Source organism: Levilactobacillus zymae, from assembly GCF_032190635.1.
In the GTDB taxonomy this organism is placed as follows: Bacteria; Bacillota; Bacilli; order Lactobacillales; family Lactobacillaceae; genus Levilactobacillus; species Levilactobacillus zymae_A.
Map to the genome: position 1 here is coordinate 2611186 of NZ_JAVLAS010000001.1, position 18964 is coordinate 2630149.

General features: G+C 52.5%; 15 protein-coding genes. 5 read left to right on the forward strand and 10 right to left on the reverse strand.

Annotated elements, in window-relative coordinates; all coding sequences use genetic code 11:
* Positions 1-77 precede the first annotated feature (77 nt).
* Positions 78-878 (forward strand): hypothetical protein, encoded by an 801-nt coding sequence (locus tag RI501_RS12415; protein ID WP_313823055.1) that lies wholly within the window; start codon positions 78-80, stop codon positions 876-878.
* 207 nt (positions 879-1085) lie between these two features.
* On the opposite strand, the gene RI501_RS12420 is transcribed toward RI501_RS12415, so the two are convergent.
* The 7 genes from RI501_RS12420 to adhE form a co-directional block, all read right to left on the reverse strand.
* A complete protein-coding gene (locus tag RI501_RS12420) occupies positions 1086-1586 on the reverse strand; it encodes a hypothetical protein (RefSeq protein WP_313823057.1) in 501 nt (166 codons plus the stop codon).
* Between the two features lie 162 nt (positions 1587-1748).
* Entirely contained in the window at positions 1749-2939 is a 1191-nt protein-coding gene (locus tag RI501_RS12425) for an acetate/propionate family kinase (protein ID WP_313823059.1), read from the reverse strand.
* Positions 2940-3135: 196 nt separating this feature from the next.
* Complete coding sequence (locus RI501_RS12430; RefSeq protein WP_396442527.1) at positions 3136-3459, reverse strand: aggregation-promoting factor C-terminal-like domain-containing protein; 324 nt, start codon at positions 3457-3459, stop codon at positions 3136-3138.
* 257 nt (positions 3460-3716) lie between these two features.
* Complete coding sequence (gene apf / locus RI501_RS12435; RefSeq protein WP_313823062.1) at positions 3717-4382, reverse strand: aggregation-promoting factor; 666 nt, start codon at positions 4380-4382, stop codon at positions 3717-3719.
* A 337-nt stretch (positions 4383-4719) separates the two neighbouring features.
* Entirely contained in the window at positions 4720-4851 is a 132-nt protein-coding gene (locus RI501_RS12440) for a hypothetical protein (protein WP_313823063.1), read from the reverse strand.
* Positions 4852-5179: 328 nt separating this feature from the next.
* A complete protein-coding gene (gene apf / locus RI501_RS12445) occupies positions 5180-5782 on the reverse strand; it encodes an aggregation-promoting factor (RefSeq protein WP_313823065.1) in 603 nt (200 codons plus the stop codon).
* 504 nt (positions 5783-6286) lie between these two features.
* Positions 6287-8902: a bifunctional acetaldehyde-CoA/alcohol dehydrogenase gene (adhE, locus tag RI501_RS12450; RefSeq protein ID WP_313823067.1), complete on the reverse strand. Its 2616-nt coding sequence runs from the start codon at positions 8900-8902 to the stop codon at positions 6287-6289.
* A 409-nt stretch (positions 8903-9311) separates the two neighbouring features.
* Between adhE and RI501_RS12455 the strand changes: the two genes are divergently transcribed.
* Complete coding sequence (locus RI501_RS12455) at positions 9312-11105, forward strand: glycerophosphodiester phosphodiesterase (protein WP_313823069.1); 1794 nt, start codon at positions 9312-9314, stop codon at positions 11103-11105.
* Positions 11106-11283: 178 nt separating this feature from the next.
* On the opposite strand, the gene RI501_RS12460 is transcribed toward RI501_RS12455, so the two are convergent.
* Both RI501_RS12460 and RI501_RS12465 read right to left on the reverse strand, forming a co-directional pair.
* Positions 11284-11811, reverse strand: coding sequence for a DUF1836 domain-containing protein (locus RI501_RS12460; protein ID WP_313823071.1), 528 nt, complete (start codon positions 11809-11811; stop codon positions 11284-11286).
* Positions 11812-11901: 90 nt separating this feature from the next.
* A complete protein-coding gene (locus RI501_RS12465) occupies positions 11902-14253 on the reverse strand; it encodes a cation-translocating P-type ATPase (RefSeq protein WP_313823073.1) in 2352 nt (783 codons plus the stop codon).
* A gap of 176 nt (positions 14254-14429) precedes the next feature.
* Here RI501_RS12465 and RI501_RS12470 point away from each other — a divergent pair, with 176 nt between their 5' ends.
* Both RI501_RS12470 and RI501_RS12475 read left to right on the forward strand, forming a co-directional pair.
* Positions 14430-14588: a hypothetical protein gene (locus tag RI501_RS12470; protein ID WP_313823076.1), complete on the forward strand. Its 159-nt coding sequence runs from the start codon at positions 14430-14432 to the stop codon at positions 14586-14588.
* A 112-nt stretch (positions 14589-14700) separates the two neighbouring features.
* Positions 14701-15549, forward strand: a complete 849-nt coding sequence (locus RI501_RS12475) for an aldo/keto reductase (protein ID WP_313823078.1) — start codon at positions 14701-14703, stop codon at positions 15547-15549.
* A gap of 288 nt (positions 15550-15837) precedes the next feature.
* Here RI501_RS12475 and RI501_RS12480 read toward each other — a convergent pair whose 3' ends face one another.
* Positions 15838-16929 carry a hypothetical protein gene (locus RI501_RS12480; RefSeq protein ID WP_313823082.1) on the reverse strand — a complete coding sequence of 364 codons (1092 nt, stop codon included), beginning with the start codon at positions 16927-16929 and terminating at the stop codon, positions 15838-15840.
* 686 nt (positions 16930-17615) lie between these two features.
* Here RI501_RS12480 and secY2 point away from each other — a divergent pair.
* Positions 17616-18851 (forward strand): accessory Sec system protein translocase subunit SecY2, encoded by a 1236-nt coding sequence (secY2, locus tag RI501_RS12485; RefSeq protein ID WP_313823084.1) that lies wholly within the window; start codon positions 17616-17618, stop codon positions 18849-18851.
* Positions 18852-18964 lie beyond the last annotated feature (113 nt).

The following is an 18964-nucleotide window of genomic DNA, read 5'->3' on the forward strand; positions in this document are numbered from 1 at the left end:
AAGCTGCGTCCTGCCCCATCGGCAACTTAAAGCTTGTAGAATTAAGACCAAACACCTCAACAGAAAAGGAGAAAATTATGCGCCTAAAAACATGCTTAATCGTGCCGTTGGTCGTTGCCGGTGCGGTCTCATTATTCTCAACTCCCTCGCAGGCTAAAACCTACCAAATTGGTAACGAACAGGTAGCCGCCAGCCAACTTTATAAATTCAAATATTATCAAGCCAAACGGACCACCAAGGCCCGAGTTCAATTTGACGATAATTCCTTTAAATTCATCAAAATCCCTAAGGGAACCATCGTCCAAGGAAGTAAGGACAATCATGAAATGGGCGTCATGGTGGCGCAATTGAATTATTCCTTATTTAATCAAAAACGGCCGCGGAACAAGCCTTACGCGTCATCCATTGGCATGCAGTACGCTAAGAATCCTCAGGACTTCAAAAGAGTCGCCCGGCCAGCCTATATGCCGGCCTACAGTTCGGGACGTTTATACCAAGGAAAACTGTTGGCGAATGCCCGGCGCCGCGACACGACCTTTTTCCACATCACCAGCAACGGTTATGTCGACTATCGCAAGTACGCTGCCGGAACCCAATACCAGTTCAACGATAAGCCCCAACATCAGGTGAAGATCCAACGCACCAAGGTCCACGGCAACACGCGCGAACTGTTCCTAAGCAAAAAATTCAGTGGCTTGTCCTTTAAAAAGGTCAAGTACCAGGGCAAGACGCAATACCGGCTCAACGTTATCAATCTGCACAAACCCTTCTTAACCGTGGGCCAGTCTGACGACGATATTCCCAGCGTATACTACAGCAATTATTTAGTCGGCGGTCAGAAGATGTACACGGAAATCGCTAATTCGGAATTGATGTAACCGCCCAAAAATCAACTTACAAGTACAAAAAACGAGCATCAGGTGCTAACCGCACTTGATGCTCGTTTCAGTTATTGGTGAATGGTAACCGCGTGTGACGTAAGGTCGGCTTGCGGGGGTCAGCGGAAGTCGCGGCCTTGATCGCCCACGGCAATCCCATCCATTCAGTGATACCCTTCGTTCCAGATTCAGATGGTAAGCTTTACGTTACTGAATCACCACATCGTAATGGTTGCCGGTGATGGCCGTCCCGCGGTCATGCACGACCCCCATGCCCAGTGGCGTCATGATTTTGGTGCCAAACGGAACACTGGCGGGCGCCGCCACGACCCGGTAACCGTTAGAATCCAGGCCGTTCGCACTAATACTAGTCCCGTCGGCGGTCTGGCTGCCGGAATAGTAGGTCCACTTGTTGCCGTTGAGGTAGACTACCCCTTGGCTTTCAAATTGGGCCTCGGTGATGGTGGCCCCGGACGCCTTACTGCTAGTCGTGCTGGTGCTGGTCGTCGTCCCAGTACTGCTGCTCGTAGCCTGCGTTAAATTGTAGGTGTTGTTTTGGGTGTAAGGTGCGGTAGACGTTGGTCCCGCTGGTTGAGTTGCGGTCGCTGGCGCTGTCGTAGCCGCGTTGGCGGTCACGCTGGAAAGTCCTAAACCGGCCACCACCGTTGCCAACCCTAATGCGGTAACTAACGTTTTCTGAATTGTCATGAAAAAAACGACCTCCTTATTGATTGACTACAGCTTACCGCCGCCAAATCACAACCGAGTTAACGTCAAGTTACCGCTCGGTTAAAGAAGATCGTTTCCCATGACAGATTGTCATGGTTGTTATTGAACTGAAATATTCAATCGTTGAACCTTAACGGTAGGTTAAAGTTGGCCTAACCGCATCACGTCGCGCACGATCATCAGCTCTTCGTTCGTCGGGACGACCAACACCTTGACCGGTGCATCGTCGGGACTGACGATGTGCTCTTCGCCGCGGAAATCGTTCTTGGCCGGGTCGATTGCCACGCCCAAGTAGCCAAGTTTATCCGCGATAGCCTGACGCATAGCAATGCCGTTTTCCCCGGAACCCGCGGTAAAGACCAGGGCGTCTAAGCCGCCCAGTTCGGCCACGTAGCTCCCGACGTACCGGACCACCCGGTTGACGAACATGTCGAGGGCCAACTTCGACTTAGGCCGCTCAGCTTGCGTCTTTTCCAGGTCCCGTTGGTCGGGCGACAATTCGGAAACACCCAGCAGACCCGACTTGTGGTTCAAGATATCGATCATCTTCGGCATGGTCACGTCCAACTTTTCGGCCAAATAACCCACTAACGATGGATCGATGTCCCCGGAACGGGTCCCCATCATCACCCCGGCTAGCGGCGTGAAGCCCATCGAGGTGTCGAGGGCCTTGCCGTGATCAAAGGCGGTGACCGACGACCCGGAACCTAGGTGCAAGGTGACCAGCTTTAGCTCTTCTAACGGCTTCCCCAGAATCTCTGCGGTCCGCGCCGAGACGTACCGGTGACTGGTCCCATGGGCGCCGTATTTCCGAGCGCCAAAGTTTTCGTAGTACTCGTACGGAATGCTGTAAAGGTAGTTGACCGCAGGCATGTTCGCGTACAGCGACGTGTCAAAAACCGCGACTTCTTGGGCCTCCGGTAAGAGTTGCTGAAAGACCTCGATGTAGTAGGCCTGCACGGGATTATGTAGGGGAGCGTAGTCCTTCAGGGCCTTGATTTGTTTCAAAACCAACGGCGTGATCACAGCGGAATCTTTGAAGAGTTCCCCGCCGGCCACGATCCGGTGCCCCACCCCGGCGATTTCACCCAGGTGATCCACGATACCGTAGGTTTTCAAGCGCGTCAACACCATGGCTGCCGCGAGTTTATTGGTAATGTTATCCTGCGTTTCGGTGTGCTTCTGCCCGTTAGCGAGCTTAACCTTGAAGATTGAGCCGGGTAGATTCAACCGGTCCACCAAACCCGATGCAATCACGGTTTCATCCGGCATGGAAAATAGTTTCCATTTCAAGGTGGAACTTCCGGCGTTTATAGCTAATACTTTGGTCATACAATGACCCCTCCCAATCTTGCATTGATTACTTCCTAGTGTAAATAAAACTGTATCCGCTTTCAAGAAAGAATTGGTTAAATTGGAAGATCCTTAGCAAAAATCTCATTAAACTCATCTTTGCCGCCTAAAATTCGCCCGCGTCACCAAAAAAGGCATTCAATCTGCAGATTGAATGCCTCAGCTTATGTCGCGTTTAATACCAGTGGTGGATCACCCAGTGGCGCTTGGCCTTGGTCCAGGTACCATACCGGTTGTGGGTGTAACGGTCAGCCGTCTTTTCTTGGTTGGCCTTACTGTAATCTCCATGGAGCATCGAGATGGTTAATTGATACTTGCCGTAGTAGATACCGTTACGGGCGCGGTAGTTGCCGCCGGATTCGCGCATCGCGATCCAGTTCTTAGCGGCCTGTTGAGTCTTCGACAACTTCGACACGTAGGTCACTTTGGCCTGCGCGGTAACCGTATTACCGGCAACAACGGCGACACTAGGTAAGGCTAGTGCCATAACTGTTAACATAACCATGAACAAATGCTTAACTTTGATGGAAATAACCCCCTAGTGAATTCTTAAGACCATCTTAACTTGTCCAAGTTACAGGGTCGTTGTCGCGAGATTACAAAACCGTAACAGTCCGCCCCATTTTTTGTAATATGGGGTCAAATGCCCCCGATTTTCCCCATTTTCTGCTGTTTTGGCCTGTCAACGGCACGCCAAAAACGCCATCGCGGATGATGGCGTTTTTCGGACTGGTTAGTTTTTTAAGATACCTTGGTTTAGTACCAACCGTTAGCTTGCCAGAAGGCTTGAGCCTTGGCCCATGAACCGTACCGGGAAGAAACGTATTGGTTAGCGACCTTTTCCTGGTTAGCTGCGGAGTAGTCCCCGTTCAGGTAGGAAGCACTTAATTGGTACTTCCCGATGTATTGCCCGTTGGTGGCGGAGTAAGACCCACCGGATTCCTTGTTGGCAATCCAAGCCTTGGCTGCGGCTTCGGAGCTAGACGAGGTGCTCGTGGAAGTGCCAGTCGAGGCACTGGACGTACTGGTCGTGTTAGCCGTCGTGTTGGCACTGGTGTTTTGTTGGGAACTGTAGTTCGTGGTCCCCGTCGTGGCCGCCTGTGTCGTCGTTGCGGCGTTCGTGTTAGCACTAGTCGTTTGGCTGGTGCTTGGCGTCGTGGTTTGGGTCGTTGTGGTCGTGGAAGCGGAACTTGGAATGACCAGGGATTCGCCCACGTAAATCATGTTAACGTTCTTTAAACTGTTGGCCGATTCAATGGCCGAAATGCTTGAATTGTATTGGTTAGCGATCTTAGCAACCGTATCTCCCGATTTCACCGTTACCCGGACGTCGGCGTTAGCGGAAGTGGTGCTGGCGAAGAACCCTGCGCCTAAAACAGCGGCGGTCCCAAGAGTCGATACTAAAGCTTTTTTGAAATTCATAAAATGAATGTCCTCCTTGAATTTGGTGAATCTGTCGTGATTACTTAACGATTACTATCATAACCGCTGGACGTTACACCCGAATTGAAGTTAGATGACGAACGAATTAAGAAAAACGGGGAAATGTGACATTTCGCAATCTGGTTAATCCCCCTGAAACATACAGGCGGTGAGTAATCGCTTTCGGGCGTGATTTTGATCAAAATGCGGGGCCACGACGCAAAAAATGGTGGCCGACCAGGGAGGACGACCACCGTTCAACGGGAAATTCAGCCGGCCAACGCCAACCGAATTTCCCCTTTTTCTACTATTAATATGTAAAATATGTAGCCAACGTCTAGGTCAGCAGGATGAAGAGCCCCGTGCAACCGATGAAGCCGACCGCCCAGTAATCGTGAGCCAGACTATGTTGCGGGACCCACCGTAGGACCCAATTACTGCCCAGAATGATCAGAAAAGCCAGAATCACGTTGAGCCAATGCGGTCAAGCTCGTAGCCAGACCAATACCAACCAGATCACCAGCCAGGTCGCCGCCCCATAACCACCGGCGCCCACCTTAAACCACGTTTGTTTTGACATCTGCGTTGCCCCCTCACCGAACCACATGGCCCTGACGCTGAATCGTTAACCGGCCACTAGCGTCGTTTGTCTTTCAGTTTACCATTTTCTGGGCGGCGAAGAAATCTACTATGCCAGTCATTAACCCTGCCAGCTAAAAATTCAGGACACCAAAAAGCCGTTCGGACCTGCATCCGAACGGCTTACTTGAGTTTAAACGTGTTAAATTAATCTGGTTTTAGTACCAGCCGTTTGCTTGCCAGAAGGACTGAGCAGCGGACCAAGAACCGTAACGGGAAGCCACGTATTGGTTGGCAACCTTTTCTTGGTTAGCAGCGGAGTAGTCCCCGTTTAAGTAAGACGAGCTTAATTGGTACTTCCCAATGTATTGACCATTGGTAGCGGAGTACGACCCACCGGATTCCTTGTTGGCAATCCAGGCCTTGGCACTGGCTTCGGAACCAGAAACGCCAGTAGAGGCGCTAGTCGTGTTCGAAGTCGTGCTTTGGCTAGTCGTTTGACTTTGCGTTGATGGCGTTGTCGTAGTCGTTGCTGGTGCCGTGTAACCTTGGCTAGCCACGTTAGCAGACGTCGTGGACGCTGCGTTAGATGGAATCACCAAAGATTGACCCACGTAGATCATGGCACTGTTTTGCAAGTTGTTGGCCTTTTCGATGGCACTTACAGACGTTTGGTGGTTGTTGGCTAAGGCCCAAACAGAATCCCCCTGCTTGACCGTTACCCGCGTGTCGGCGTTAGCCGTTTCGTTGGAAGCGAAGAGCCCGGCGCCCATCACTGCAACTGTCCCTAACGTCATAACTAAAGCTTTCTTAATACTCATAAAAGTAAATGTCCTCCTTTGATTGCTTAACGGCTCTTAGAATAACTGATAGGTATTACACGCAAATTGGTGTTTGATTACGGCAGCGTTAAGAAAAACAACTAACTATGACATTTTGTCATATTTGTAACCTGGCTGTTATATAAAACGCTTTATTTTTCCCTTTTTTAGCCTTTTTAGCGCAATTTGGCCGGAATTTGCCTCCTCAATTTTCCAGAAAAACTTGTAAAATTTGTCATTTAAAATGAAAATCCCATGATAATTTAGCGATTTTCTCTCAAATCGTCCCGTTTTCCGTACTAAATGTGGTCACTAACTCGCAATTTTTACGGGAGAATCGATGAAAATTGCTGGGCTGGGTTCTCAACTAACACGACCACTCATGAAAACCTAGCTGCGAGTTTCTTCCTATAATATTTACGACGTCCCCACAGAAAAAGCACCGACCACGATTGGTGATCAGTGCTACTTCTGGTTTGATGTTAAATTATTAGGAGACGAGAATTACTTTTCGACGCCCTTGCCATCGTATTCGTCGATCATGATTTGCTTCAGATCGGCAATCAACGGTTCCTTCGGGTTAGCCGTGGTGCATTGGTCTTCGAAGGCCAGTTCGGATAGGTGATCGACCACCTTATCGAAGTGCGCCTTGTCGACCCCGTTGGCCTTCAGGCTCAGCGTGACGTTAACCGAGTGGGCCAGGTCGATAATCTTCTTGACCAAGGCTTCCTTCAGTTCTTCCTTGGTCGTGCCTGGCAGGCCCAAGAAGCGCGCGATTTCGGCGTAGTCTTCGTCGGCGCGGAAGTATTCGTACTTCGGCCACATGGACAACTTAGTCGGTTCCTTAAAGTTGTACCGGATGACGTGTGGTAAGGTAATCGCAATCGCCAACCCGTGGGTCAGACCGAACTCGCCGCCGAGCTTGTGGGCCACTGAGTGGGTGATTCCCAGGAAGGCGTTGGCGAAGGCCATCCCAGCTAAGGTCGAGGCGTTGTGCATTTCGGCTCTGGCGTGAACGTCACCGTTGTAGGAGTCGGTCAGGTTGTTCATGACCAGCTTGATGGCTTGCAGGGACCATGGCCGGGTGTAATCCGACGCCATGTTCGACACGTAAGATTCGATGGCGTGGGTCAACACATCTAAGCCAGAGTAAGCGACCGTCTTCTTCGGGACCGTTTCGATAAACTGCGAGTCCACGATGGCCACGTCCGGCGTCAACGCGTAGTCGGCCAGTGGGTACTTGACGTGGGTCTTAGAATCCGTGATGACGGAGAATGGCGTCACTTCGGACCCGGTCCCAGAAGTCGTTGGAATGGCCACGAATTGGGCCTTGGATGGCTTCTTGAACCGGTAAGTCCGCTTCCGGATGTCCAGGAACTTCTGCTTAGCACCGAAGAAGCTAGCGGATGGGTCTTCGTAGAACAGCCACATGTTCTTAGCGGCATCGATTGGTGACCCCCCACCTAAAGCGATGATGGTGTCGGGCTTAAAGGTCCGCATCTGTGCCACTCCACGGTTAACCGTGTCCGTGGTTGGATCGGGTTCCACGTCGGAGAAAAGGGAGTATTCGATCCCGTCTGGCCGACGCTTCAGTTCGTTTAAGACCGTGTCGACGTAACCCAGTTGAACCATCGATGGGGAGGTTACCAGGAAGACCCGCTTGATGCCGGGCATATCGTCGAGGTACCGTACGGACGTCTTTTCAAAGTAAACCCGAGGTAATTTAATCCATTGCATGTTATTTCGCCGCTTTGCAATTGTTTTAATGTTCAGAAGATCGAAGGACGAGACGTTGTGGGAAACGGAGTTCTTACCCCATGACCCGGTCCCTAGAGTTAAGGAAGGAATCATTTCGTTGTACAGGTTCCCAATCCCCCCGACCGCGGATGGCGTGTTGACCAGCACCCGGCTGGCCTTCATCTTGATGCCGTAGTCCGTGGCTAAGTCGTCGTCTTGGGTGTGGATGGACGCGGTGTGGCCCAACCCACCGAAGTGGAGCAATGCGTCGGCCTTCTTAAAGGCGTCTTCGTGACTCGTGGCTTTGTAGACGGACAGCACGGGTGACAACTTTTCGGCAGATAATGGTTCCTTCGGGCCGATACCGGTAACTTCGGCGGCTAAGACCTTGGTGTTAGCGGGAACCTTGATACCGGCTAGGTCGGCAATCTTGATGGCGGACATCCCCGCGATTGGGCCCTTGACCCCGCCTTCTGGCCGGAACATGGCGTCGGCTAAGGCCTTATGGTCGGCCTTTTTAATGAAGTAAACGCCGCGCGCCTGCATTTCTTTCTTGACGTCGTTGTAGATTTCGGTGTCGATGATGGCGCTGTTTTCGGACGCACAGACCATCCCGTTATCAAACGTCTTGGATAACACGATGTCGTAGACCGCGCGCTTGATGTTGGCGGTCTTTTCGATATAGGCTGGGCCGTTACCAGGTCCCACCCCTAAGGCGGGCTTCCCGGTGGAGTAAGCGGCCTTGACCATGCCGGGACCCCCGGTGGCCAGCACACTGGCAACCTTCGGGTGGTTCATCAACGCGGTCGTGGCTTCCAGACTTGGCTTGTCGATCCATTGAATCACACCTTCAGGCGCACCGGCGGCTACCGCAGCGTCGCGGACAACCTTAGCAGCCATCACGGACGACTTCTGGGCTTGCGGGTGAAAGGCGAAGATGATCGGGTTCCGCGTCTTGACGGCAATCAAGGACTTGAATAGTGCCGTAGACGTCGGGTTGGTGACCGGCGTAACCCCGGCGATGATTCCTAGGGGTTCGGCCACGGTGATTAATTGGCGTTCGTGGTCGTCTTTAATGATGCCGACCGTTTTATCGTTTTTGATGGAGTGCCAAATCTCTTCGGTCGCGAACATGTTCTTCACGGCCTTGTCTTCGACGTTCCCCCGTCCGGTTTCTTCATATGCGGCCTTGGCCAGTTCCATATGGTGGTCCAATCCGGCAATTGCCATTTGGTGCACAATGTGGTCCACTTTTTCTTGGGTGAAGTCGTCCATGGCACACAATGCGGTGTGCGCTTTAGTGACTAACCGGTCGATCATTTGGTCGACGGTCTCAGTGTTGGCGTCTTTCTTGGTTGATTTTACGTTTACGTCTTTTAACATCTCTATGCCTCCATTATGCTTGAAAACATCTTGTTAACTTATTCACGAGTCCTAGTTTACCATCATTCTTTCAAACGTCAACCACTTTGTGCTCAAAATATCACAATTTTCAGTGCAAGCGGTTTAACTCGCGTCAGGACAATGGCCTAAGCCTTTAGGGTTGTAAGCGCATACAACAACAATTAAAATTAACGGCAAAAATTTTAAGAATTTCGTGTGTGAAGTCACTCACATCGTCATCATTTTTCATGTTTTTCCAATTAGCTGGCAATAAATTGAGAACGGAAAAGCCGCAACCCTCCGCCCGATTGTGGTAAATTGAAAGGATAAAGGGGCACTCACTCGACTAGCGTAACCACTACAGGCGACCGCCTAGTCGTGCCTCTGGGAAAGAGGAGTTGGATCAATCATGCAAGCTTGGGCCTTTTGGCGCCAAAATACCCGCCATTTCTGGCAACATTGGGGAAGTTACGTGTCGCTAGTCTTCCTCACCAACATCATTATCAGTTACTGTGCTATCCCCATTTTTAGTTGGCTCACCGCCGCACTACTTCGCTGGCAACGAATTCCCTACGTGTCGTACACCAACTTAGGCAGCATCGTCTTTAAGCATCCACTTGCCATTCTCGGGCTATTACTTATTCTGCTCGCCATCATGGTCCTGGTTTACTGGCAATTTGCCTTCCTCCTTTTGGGGATTCGTAACATTCGCCTTGGCCGACCGCGAACCACCCGCGAGCTCTTACGAACCACCGTTACCAGTCTGACGGGGGCTTCTCCCAGCACCTTCTTGTTCTTCATCGGCTATTTTTTGATCATCATGCCCTTCGGCAGCATCTTGTTTTCCACGCCCCTGTTGAATAAGGCCAAAATTCCCAGCTTCATCACGACATACTTAATGGCCAACCCCATTTGGGCAACGGTTCTAATCTTGTTCTACGTGCTGGCCATCTACCTGGGAATCCGGTTAATCGCCGTGTTACCCCTGATGATGCTCGACCAATACCATAGCCGCGCGGCCATCCGGGAAAGTTGGCGCACCACCCGCTTCGACTTCTGGCGTTACTTCAGCCGGATGGTGGTTACGTTAGCCATGGTCAGCCTAGTCGTGGCCATCGTGTACGCCGCCATTTATCTGGGACAGCTCTACTTCGATACCACCAAGATTGCCCTGGTCGCCGCCACGATCAACCTCTTCTTGATGGAGGTCCTGACCGAGTTTGTGGTGTGCTACGCCACCATCCTGTTCATGTCCATCATCCTCAGTAGTCACGCTGATCACGAACCCACGCCCATGATGCTGCTGAGTTTCCGCGAGCCGGCTCGCACCAAACGCCGGACTCGCGTGCTGATCATTGCCGGGCTGGTCATCATCTCCGCCATGCTAGTCACGTTCAACCTGGTCTACCTTAACGGTTTGGCTATCAGCAAGCCCCTGACGATCGCCCACCGTGGCGTCGACAACGGTAACGGCGTCCAGAACACGATTCCGGCGCTGGTCAAGACCAGCCAAGAACAACCGGATTACGTGGAAATGGACATCCAGCAGACCAAGGACCATCAATTCGTGGTCATGCACGATACCAATCTCAAGGCTTTGGCGAACGTCAACCGGCGTGTTGGTAGCCTAACACTAAGCCAATTAACCAAGATAACGGTTTCCGAAAACGGCTACCAGGCCAAAATTCCTAGCTTCGACGCCTACCTGAAGGCCGCCATCGCCCACCATCAGAAACTATTAGTGGAAATCAAAACCAATTCGGCCACGACGCCGGACGTGGCCCAACGGTTCGTTGACCGCTACGGCGCCACCCTCCTAGCCAACCATGACCAGGTCCACACCCTCAGCTACCGCATCATGACGGCGTTGCGACGCGAAGATCCCAAGCTGTTCGTTAGCTATATCCTGCCCTACAACCTGACCTTCCCGTACACCGACGCCAACGCCTACACCATGGAGGCCACGACGCTCAACGATAACTTCATCGATCAGGCGGCCAAGCACCACCAGAAGGTCTACGCTTGGGATATCGACAGCATCACCCAGCTCGACCAGATGATGTTCCTGGGCGTCAACGGGATCATCACGAATAACCTCCACGCGATGCAGGATGAAATCCGCAACAACACGGATCATCCCAGCTACGCCAACCTCTTGTTGACCTTCATGAACGAGTTAAGTCTGGAAACCCAGACGCAATAACCTCGCGGCAGCCCCTGCGGCTAAATCTGGTCAGCCGGAGCGCTTAAGCGTTAGCCCCGACCACGTTTATCCTATCAAACATGGTTAGCCAACCTAAAAACGGTGAACTCACGTTGCGACGTAAGTTCACCGTTTTTTCAGATGCGTTAATCGTGTCTAGGCGCAAGCACCCGGACAGCTATTTGGTTTTTTCAACCTTTCGGAGCGGCCGTTTAATCATGGTCAATAACTTGGCCGATTGGAGCCGCGCCACCACGGCGTCCACCGCCACCTGCATCAACTTTTCGTTGAGGTTCTTGGCGGCCGGTTGGACCTGATCTTCCCCGAGGTGGTGTAGCCGGTCCTCTAAGCTACCAATAAAGTTATCGTAGGCCTGCTTCGGGTAATCGCCCGCCGTGATCTGGTCGATCCCCGTGCGGACCGTGTCCGTCTGAAATATCGGCTTAAGCAGACTAATCATCAAGATATCCGTCAGCTGCATGGTCTGGTACTTCTTCTTGACCGGCGCCAAAATCACCTTGTGCTTCACGTAGTTGTTAATCATTGCCGGCGTGATGGTATCCACGCCCAGCGGTCCCAGCACCTCATTGACCAGTGCGGTGACCTGATCCATGTACAAATCAAACTTGGGTAAGTCGTCCCACCGGGGGAGCTTGACCCCGTGCATCTGCGTTTCCCAGCGGGTGTATTGATTAAAGTCTGCCATCGTCGTTCCCTGCCCTTCGGTTGTTTGGCACCATTATAACACGTTACCTAGTCTTTGTGACTAGCTAACCACTAACTTTGTCACTTTCAGCTAACGCCAGCGAATTCGACTTAAGATGCGCTTACCCAGGATCGTTTGGACCAGTAAAAAGACCGGCTGGACACTGACCATCAACGGGAGATAGAGCAACGCTAACTGCCAATTCAAGAGGTTCACCAGCGAGAACAGGTTGCCGAAGAAGAGGAAGATGACCGCGAATAGGGCCGCCATCACCAGCACCAAGGCAATCTTGAAGCGGTTCAACGGCCGGGCCACCATCAGTAACGCGTTTAAGCTGACCAACCCGGTCATTAGAACGCTTAACGTCGAAGTCGTGGCGAAGCTCAGGTGAAACTGGGTGCCGATGGCCATGATCACTAGGATGTAGCCCACCACGCAGACCGCGGCCGGGGCCGCAATCTCCATGACTTGCTTCATGAACCGGTCGGCAATCCGGGTGTAGTTCGGCTGTAAGGCTAAGAAGAACGTGGGGATCCCCACCATGAGTGACGAGATGGGGGTTAACTGAATTGGCTCGAACGGGTAGCTGCGACTCATGAAGATAAAGATCAACGTCAGGACCACCGAATACATGGTCTTGATCAAGAAGAGCGACGCGACCCGTTCAATGTTGTTAATAACCCGGCGACCCTCGTTTAAGACGTTAATCATGGCATCGAAGTTCGAGTTAATCAACACAAAGTCGGCCAGACTCTTGGTGGCCTCACTCCCCGACGCCATGGCGATGCTACAGTCAGCCTGCCGTAGGGCTAACAGGTCGTTAACCCCGTCCCCCGTCATGGCCACCGTGTGACCAGCCGCCTGATAGGCCTTGATCAGCCCCTCCTTCTGTTGGGGCGTGACCCGACCAAAGACGTTGTAGGTCGCCACCAACCGGTCGTAGTCGGGCTGTTCGCCCACCTGGCTCATATCCACCAGGTCCTGGGATCCCGGGATTTCGGCCCGCTGGGCGATACTGGCCACGGTCACGGGATTGTCCCCCGAGATGACCTTTAGGGCCACGTCCTGGGTCACGAAGAAATCAAAGGTGTCCGCAGCGTGGGGACGCAGTTCATCGGTAATCAAAATCAAGGCCAGCGCTTGAGGGTTAACGGGTTTAGGCGTGGTTAGTTGGTCGACCTGCGCCAGTAACAGGACCCGGTAACCCTGGGCCGCCAGCGTGTGAATCCGATGTTGGACGACCTCCGGCACCTGCTGATAAATAAACTCGGGAGCGCCCATCACGTAGGCCTGCCCAGCTAACTGAGCACCACTCCACTTCCGCCCCGACGAGAACGGCAAGACGGCGTCCGCCGTGACGGTCGGGGTCCCCAGCGCCGCTTGAATCGCCTGGGCGGTTTCGTTATCGTCACCGGTCGCAGCCACCAGTTGCGCCAGAATCGTCTGCGCGGTCGCGACATTCGTCGTTCCCAGCGGGTCCAACCGTTCAAACTTCAGCTTGCCACTGGTGATGGTCCCGGTCTTATCCAGACACAGTACGTCGACCCGGGCTAACGCTTCAATGGCCGGCAATTCGCGCACCAACACGTTTTTTCGACCCAGCGTAAAGGCCCCCGCCGCTAAGGCTACCGAGGTTAAGAGGACTAACCCCTGCGGAATCATCCCGCCCATGGCGGCCACCGTTCCCAAGATGGCCCGGTTGGTTCCCTGGCCCTTGACCAGCGACGCGATGAATAGCAGGATTCCCAACGGAATGATCACGATGGTTAAAATTTTAATGATCCGGTTGATCGTATTGAGTAATTGACTGGCGGTGCGGTGCTGTTGCTTGACCGAATGGGCCAGTTGCTTGACGAAGCTGTTTTGGCCGACCTGAGTGGCCTGTACCACCGCTTTACCGCCCAACAGGACGCTGCCGGAAATCAGCGTATCGCCGGTCCGTTTGGTGATTGGCGTGGACTCCCCGGTAATCTGGGATTCGTCAACTTCGAGTCCCGTGGTTTCGCGAATCAGACCATCGACCGGCAGTTGATCGCCACGGCCGACTTCGAGCAGGTCGTCTTGAACGATCTCGTCTTGATGCCGCGCCATGGTCTTCCCGTCCCGCCGCACCCGAATGAGGCCTTCCGAGAGTAGCGCTAGGTGGTCCACCTGGCGCTTAGACCGGATTTCTTGAAAAATACCGATCCCGGTGTTGACCACCACGACCCCGATAAACAATAGGTTTTTATAGCTACCCGTTAGCAGGACCAGGCCGGCTAAGACTAAATTAATTAAGTTAAAGAGCGTGAGTAGGTTATCCCGAAAAATCTGTTTGACACTCCGGGTGAGCGGCGGGACCGGGTCATTCTTTAAGCCCTGATCGATCCGCTTGGTCACCTCGGCGGCCGTTAACCCGCGAGTCAACGGTGGCGTTTGTGCGACTTGTTCAACTGGCGCCATGGCCCAGACCTCCTTAGATTGGTACCGCTTTTACCCATATTGTACAAGATTATTTGCCGGCTCACCCGTTATCTGTTTAATTTTTTCGCTTCTTAAACGAATCGCTAGCAGTTTAACAGACCGGCCCCAGAGTGGTTAAATGGAGAGGGAAACGATGAATGAGGGAGGAACTTTTCATGGCACATAAATCAACATCATTGATTTTATTTATCCTATATCTAGTCTTGTTAGGTTGTATGTTGGCGCAGCAAACCATGCTGGCCATGTGGCTGATGACCGCGGGGATGCTCTTCGAGGCCAGTGTCAACCTCTACGACCAGTTTCGGCGACACTAGACAGCGTTAGAGTAAGCGTTGTCATTTAACCGATCATCATCTAAACTTAGGTTATTAGGCGCCTCGACGCCCAACAGCAATAACGGGCTTGCCCGCTAAGGAGGACATCTTCATGACATTATCCAGCATCACCGAAACCCGGCCCCTCGCCGACGGACACCAAATTCCCAAGTTAGGGTTTGGGACCTACCTACTCAGTGACCAAGCCACCATGGACGCCACCATTCAGGCCGCGTGGGACGCCGGCTACCGGCTCTTCGATACGGCCATGCTCTACCGCAACGAGGACCTTCTCGGTAACACCTTACAGACGTTGAACCTCCCCCGCCCCGACTTGTATCTGACCAGCAAGGTGGCCGAGGTTGTCCAGGGCTACGATGAAACCCTCAAGGCCGTCGACGGGTCCCTGAAACGGCTGCAAACCGACTACCTGGACCTCTTATTAATCCACTGGCCGGTGCGTGCCCACTTCTTCGACACCTGGCGCGCCCTAGAACAGCTCAAGGCCGATGGTAAAGTGCGGTCGATTGGGGTCTCTAACTACACCATCGCCCACCTCGAACTCTTAGCCACCCGGGCCAAGGAAATGCCGGTGGTCAACCAAGTCGAGTACCACCCCTACCTGAATCAGCAAGCCTTATTGGACCACGACACGGAAAACCACATCGTGACCGAGGCCTGGAGTCCCCTGGGGCGTCGCGTCGTTTTGGGCGATCCGATGATCAAGAAGATCGGTGACCACCACCAAAAGTCCGTGGCTCAGGTCATCTTACGTTGGGAACTCCAACACGGCATCTTACCGATTCCGAAGTCCCAGCACGCCGAACGCATCGTGGAAAACGCCCAGGTCTTTGACTTCGAATTGAGCGCCGATGAACTATCGATGATTGACCTGTTGAACAAGCATCAACGGACCGGAAACGAACCGGAAATCGTCTACGAAACCGGGAAACAGTACTAAAATTAACCTGATTAAACCCAAGAGTGGGACAGAAGGCGGTTAGCTGGTGAGCATGAACGACGGTTCGTAAGCCGGACAATCCTGAACTTGGATTGGCTGGCGACTTTACGGGGTTAAGCGGAACCAGCTGCCTTTTGGCGCACGTTTCGACACTAAATATTCGGAGACACAAAAAATCTGAGACTTTTGTCCCAGATTTTTTCATTCTAAAATTCTAATTTAACTCGCAATCATCGAACGTCACCCGGCCTCTTTTGCGAACAGTCCGCCAACGTGAATTTCACGAGATTAGTCCTCAGTCGAAAACGGGTGATCCTGATCAATCCGTAAATCGACCGGAATCGTCAGATCTGGTGAAACCAGCATCTGTTCGGCCGCTTGCAAGGCCTGACGCGTGAACCAGCCGTCCCGAATCAACTTTCCAAACTCGTTGACGTGGTGAATCATGTCGGCAATCTCTTCGTCGCTGATATTTTGAACCACGTCGTCCAATTCGTCGAGACTGTCGATGGCAATCCCCAAGTGGTTTTGCACGATGATGTCGGCCACCGCGGCTTGCCGCCAGACAATCACCGGTAACCCGTGCGACAGGTACATCGACACTTTGTGGGGGTGGTTGTAATGGGTGTAGTCGTTGTAACGGTAACTCGGCGTATCACTATCCCAAGCCAGACCGAACGTCCGGGGGAGCGCTTGGACCAGGTCCCAGCGCCAGAGTTGGCCGCGAAAGTCAACCTGTGGGTTCGCTGCCAACTTTTCGTCCAACTCGTCGTCGGTCACCCCAAAGACGGTGATCGGCGTCTTTAAATTCCAATCCGCTAAGTAACGGGACTTCAAGATGTTGCCGGCTAAGACCACGCCCCGCTGGAAATCCTCGGGCTTGGTGTAGTAGCGGTCATCATCGTGATTATCGTCCAGGTAATCCAGTAAGTATTGGCAGACCATCGGCGTGGTCACGCCGTCCTTTTTTAACTGAGCAGCCATCCGGCGGTTATGCACAATCAACACGTCGCACTTGTTAAAAAAGCCAATCTCGTCGATCCACTCGGGGGTCTTCTGATTCCGGAGGGTTTCCGAGTCGTGAATCAGGCAGACCATCTTGACTCGCCGCCGGTGCATCTGATCCACGAACGACATTTCAAAACGTCCACTATTGAGGGACGGATACTGATACACGATAAAGTCACCGGGTGAAACGGCTGCAGTAATCCCGTCAATGCGCGACGTGACGGCTTCATCCGACTCCCCCACGTCGTTATACCGAAAAATGTTGGCCACCTGATAGCCGGTCGCCTGCCCAATGCGGGCAATGTCTAATTTCGCTTGCCGGGTCGCATCAAATGTTCGTCCCTGCACGATATCCGTAATCCATTTTTTCATAGCGAGTTTCTCCATTCGGTTTAAAATCGACAACGTTAACGCTCCGGGTCATCCCTTAGCGAACTAGCTGACAGTTACCGCCCTAGTCCGGCTGGTCACCACTGGAAAATATTAAGTAACGGGAACAAAATTCCGGCGAGCACCACAATGGCGATCGTGACTGAAATCGCAACGTTCAACCCTTTCCCAGTCGAGGATTTATTCTCCGGTGGCTCCTGGACGTACCCCTTTTCAAGGTGCATCCGAGAAGAGATATCCTGGTTTAACAAATCTTTCTTCTGCTTACTCATAATGCTATAATTATAACCGTCCTAACATATGAAGCGCAACAATCTTGAAGGGCTTTTTCGGACCATCACGGCCCAAATTGACGAACCGTTACCCACCCAGACGAGATTGTGCAACAACTAACGACTTTTTAAGTTTTCCGTCGGTACGGACGTCCCGGTTGTCGCTACCTTAATTTTACACCGTTTTGCGACTTACCGTTAATTAATCGGACATTAAATTGGTCATGGGTGGTGTGATACCTAACCCCACCCCCTGTTCCACCAACCATTCCTTAACTGAATGGTTTATTTTTTAAATTTTTCGGGGCCGTCATCGAATTTCAACGGTAGCGGACCATTTCGTTAGGTAACCGTCCCAACAACTCGACGCCTGACGGGGCTAGAAAGGTGATTCGTGTGCATCGTTATCGAGAGTTTTTTACCAGCCTTGGCTGGACAGCCATTATTTTAGCGGTCTTCGTGGCCGGGCAGGTGGTGCCGCTACCCAACGTGGATTCCGGTACCGCCCAAGATGCCTTAAGCAACGTGACCTTCTTAAAACTATTTGCCAACGTCACCGGGAGCAACCTGAGCAACCAGGCCCTCTTTTCCGTCGGTATGGGGCCTTTCATGAGTGCCATGATTATCTGGCAGGCCGTTCAATCCGTCGCCGACGAGCAGGTCGGCCGGATGACCATTCGCCAGATCAGCTTCTGGAAGTACCTGTTGACCCTTTTTTTGGCCATCATTCAGTCCTTTCAGATGGTCTACTTCATGCGGGCCTCACTGGACCCCATGTACTTGATCGGTACCCAAATCGATATCACCTTTGCCGGTACCATGCTGATCCTGATTGCCGGGGCCATGTTCGTGGCCTGGCTAGCCAACCTTAACGCCGCCATCGGGATCGGGAGCTCCGTCGCCCTGATCGTTCCCGGAATCGTTCGGGGCATCCCCAACAACCTGATGCGCGGGTTTGGGGACAACCACACGGTGCCGTTGAAAATGACGGCCACCACCATTACAATTGCCGTCGTGATTGGCCTCATCTTCCTGATTCTCAGCGTTCTGGTCAACGCCGCCGAGCTGCGCATCCCCATCGAACGGCCGATGCTGGACCGGGAACACTCCAACTCATACCTCCCCATTAAGTTACTCACCTCCGTGGGGATGCCGTTCATGTTCTCCAGCTCCATCTTTACCTTTCCGGGCTACTTCATTAACCAGTCGATTGGCCCAACGACCGACGTACAACGGTTCATCGCCAGTTGGTTCTCCTATCGAACGCCCCAGGGTATTCTAGTCTACGGCATCGTTCTTCTAGTCTTAAACTACGCCTTTGGGTACATCAACATTCAGCCGACCCGGCAGACCAAGTCCCTCAAGGAAAGCGATGACTACATCGTCGGGGTGGCCCCGGGAGACGCTACGGAGCGCTACATTATGCACCACTTCTCGTTACTCACATCCGTCTCGAACGTTTTCATCTTAATCATCGGGGTGGGTCCCTTGATCGTGGGACTGTTCTACGCACCGGCCGCCAACTACTCGTTATTCCTGGGGTCCATCATGATCCTCGTGGGGATGGCCTCCGGAATCACCGATCAAGTCCACGCATTACTAACTAAAAACCGTTATCGCGTTTTTGATTAACCCTAATCTAAAAAAACGGACCGCGAAAACCTTCAAAAATGGAGGTTTTCGCGGTCCGTTTTCAGTTGTGGGTAAAGTTACCCGTCTAGCATTCTACGTCGTTATATCGCCCG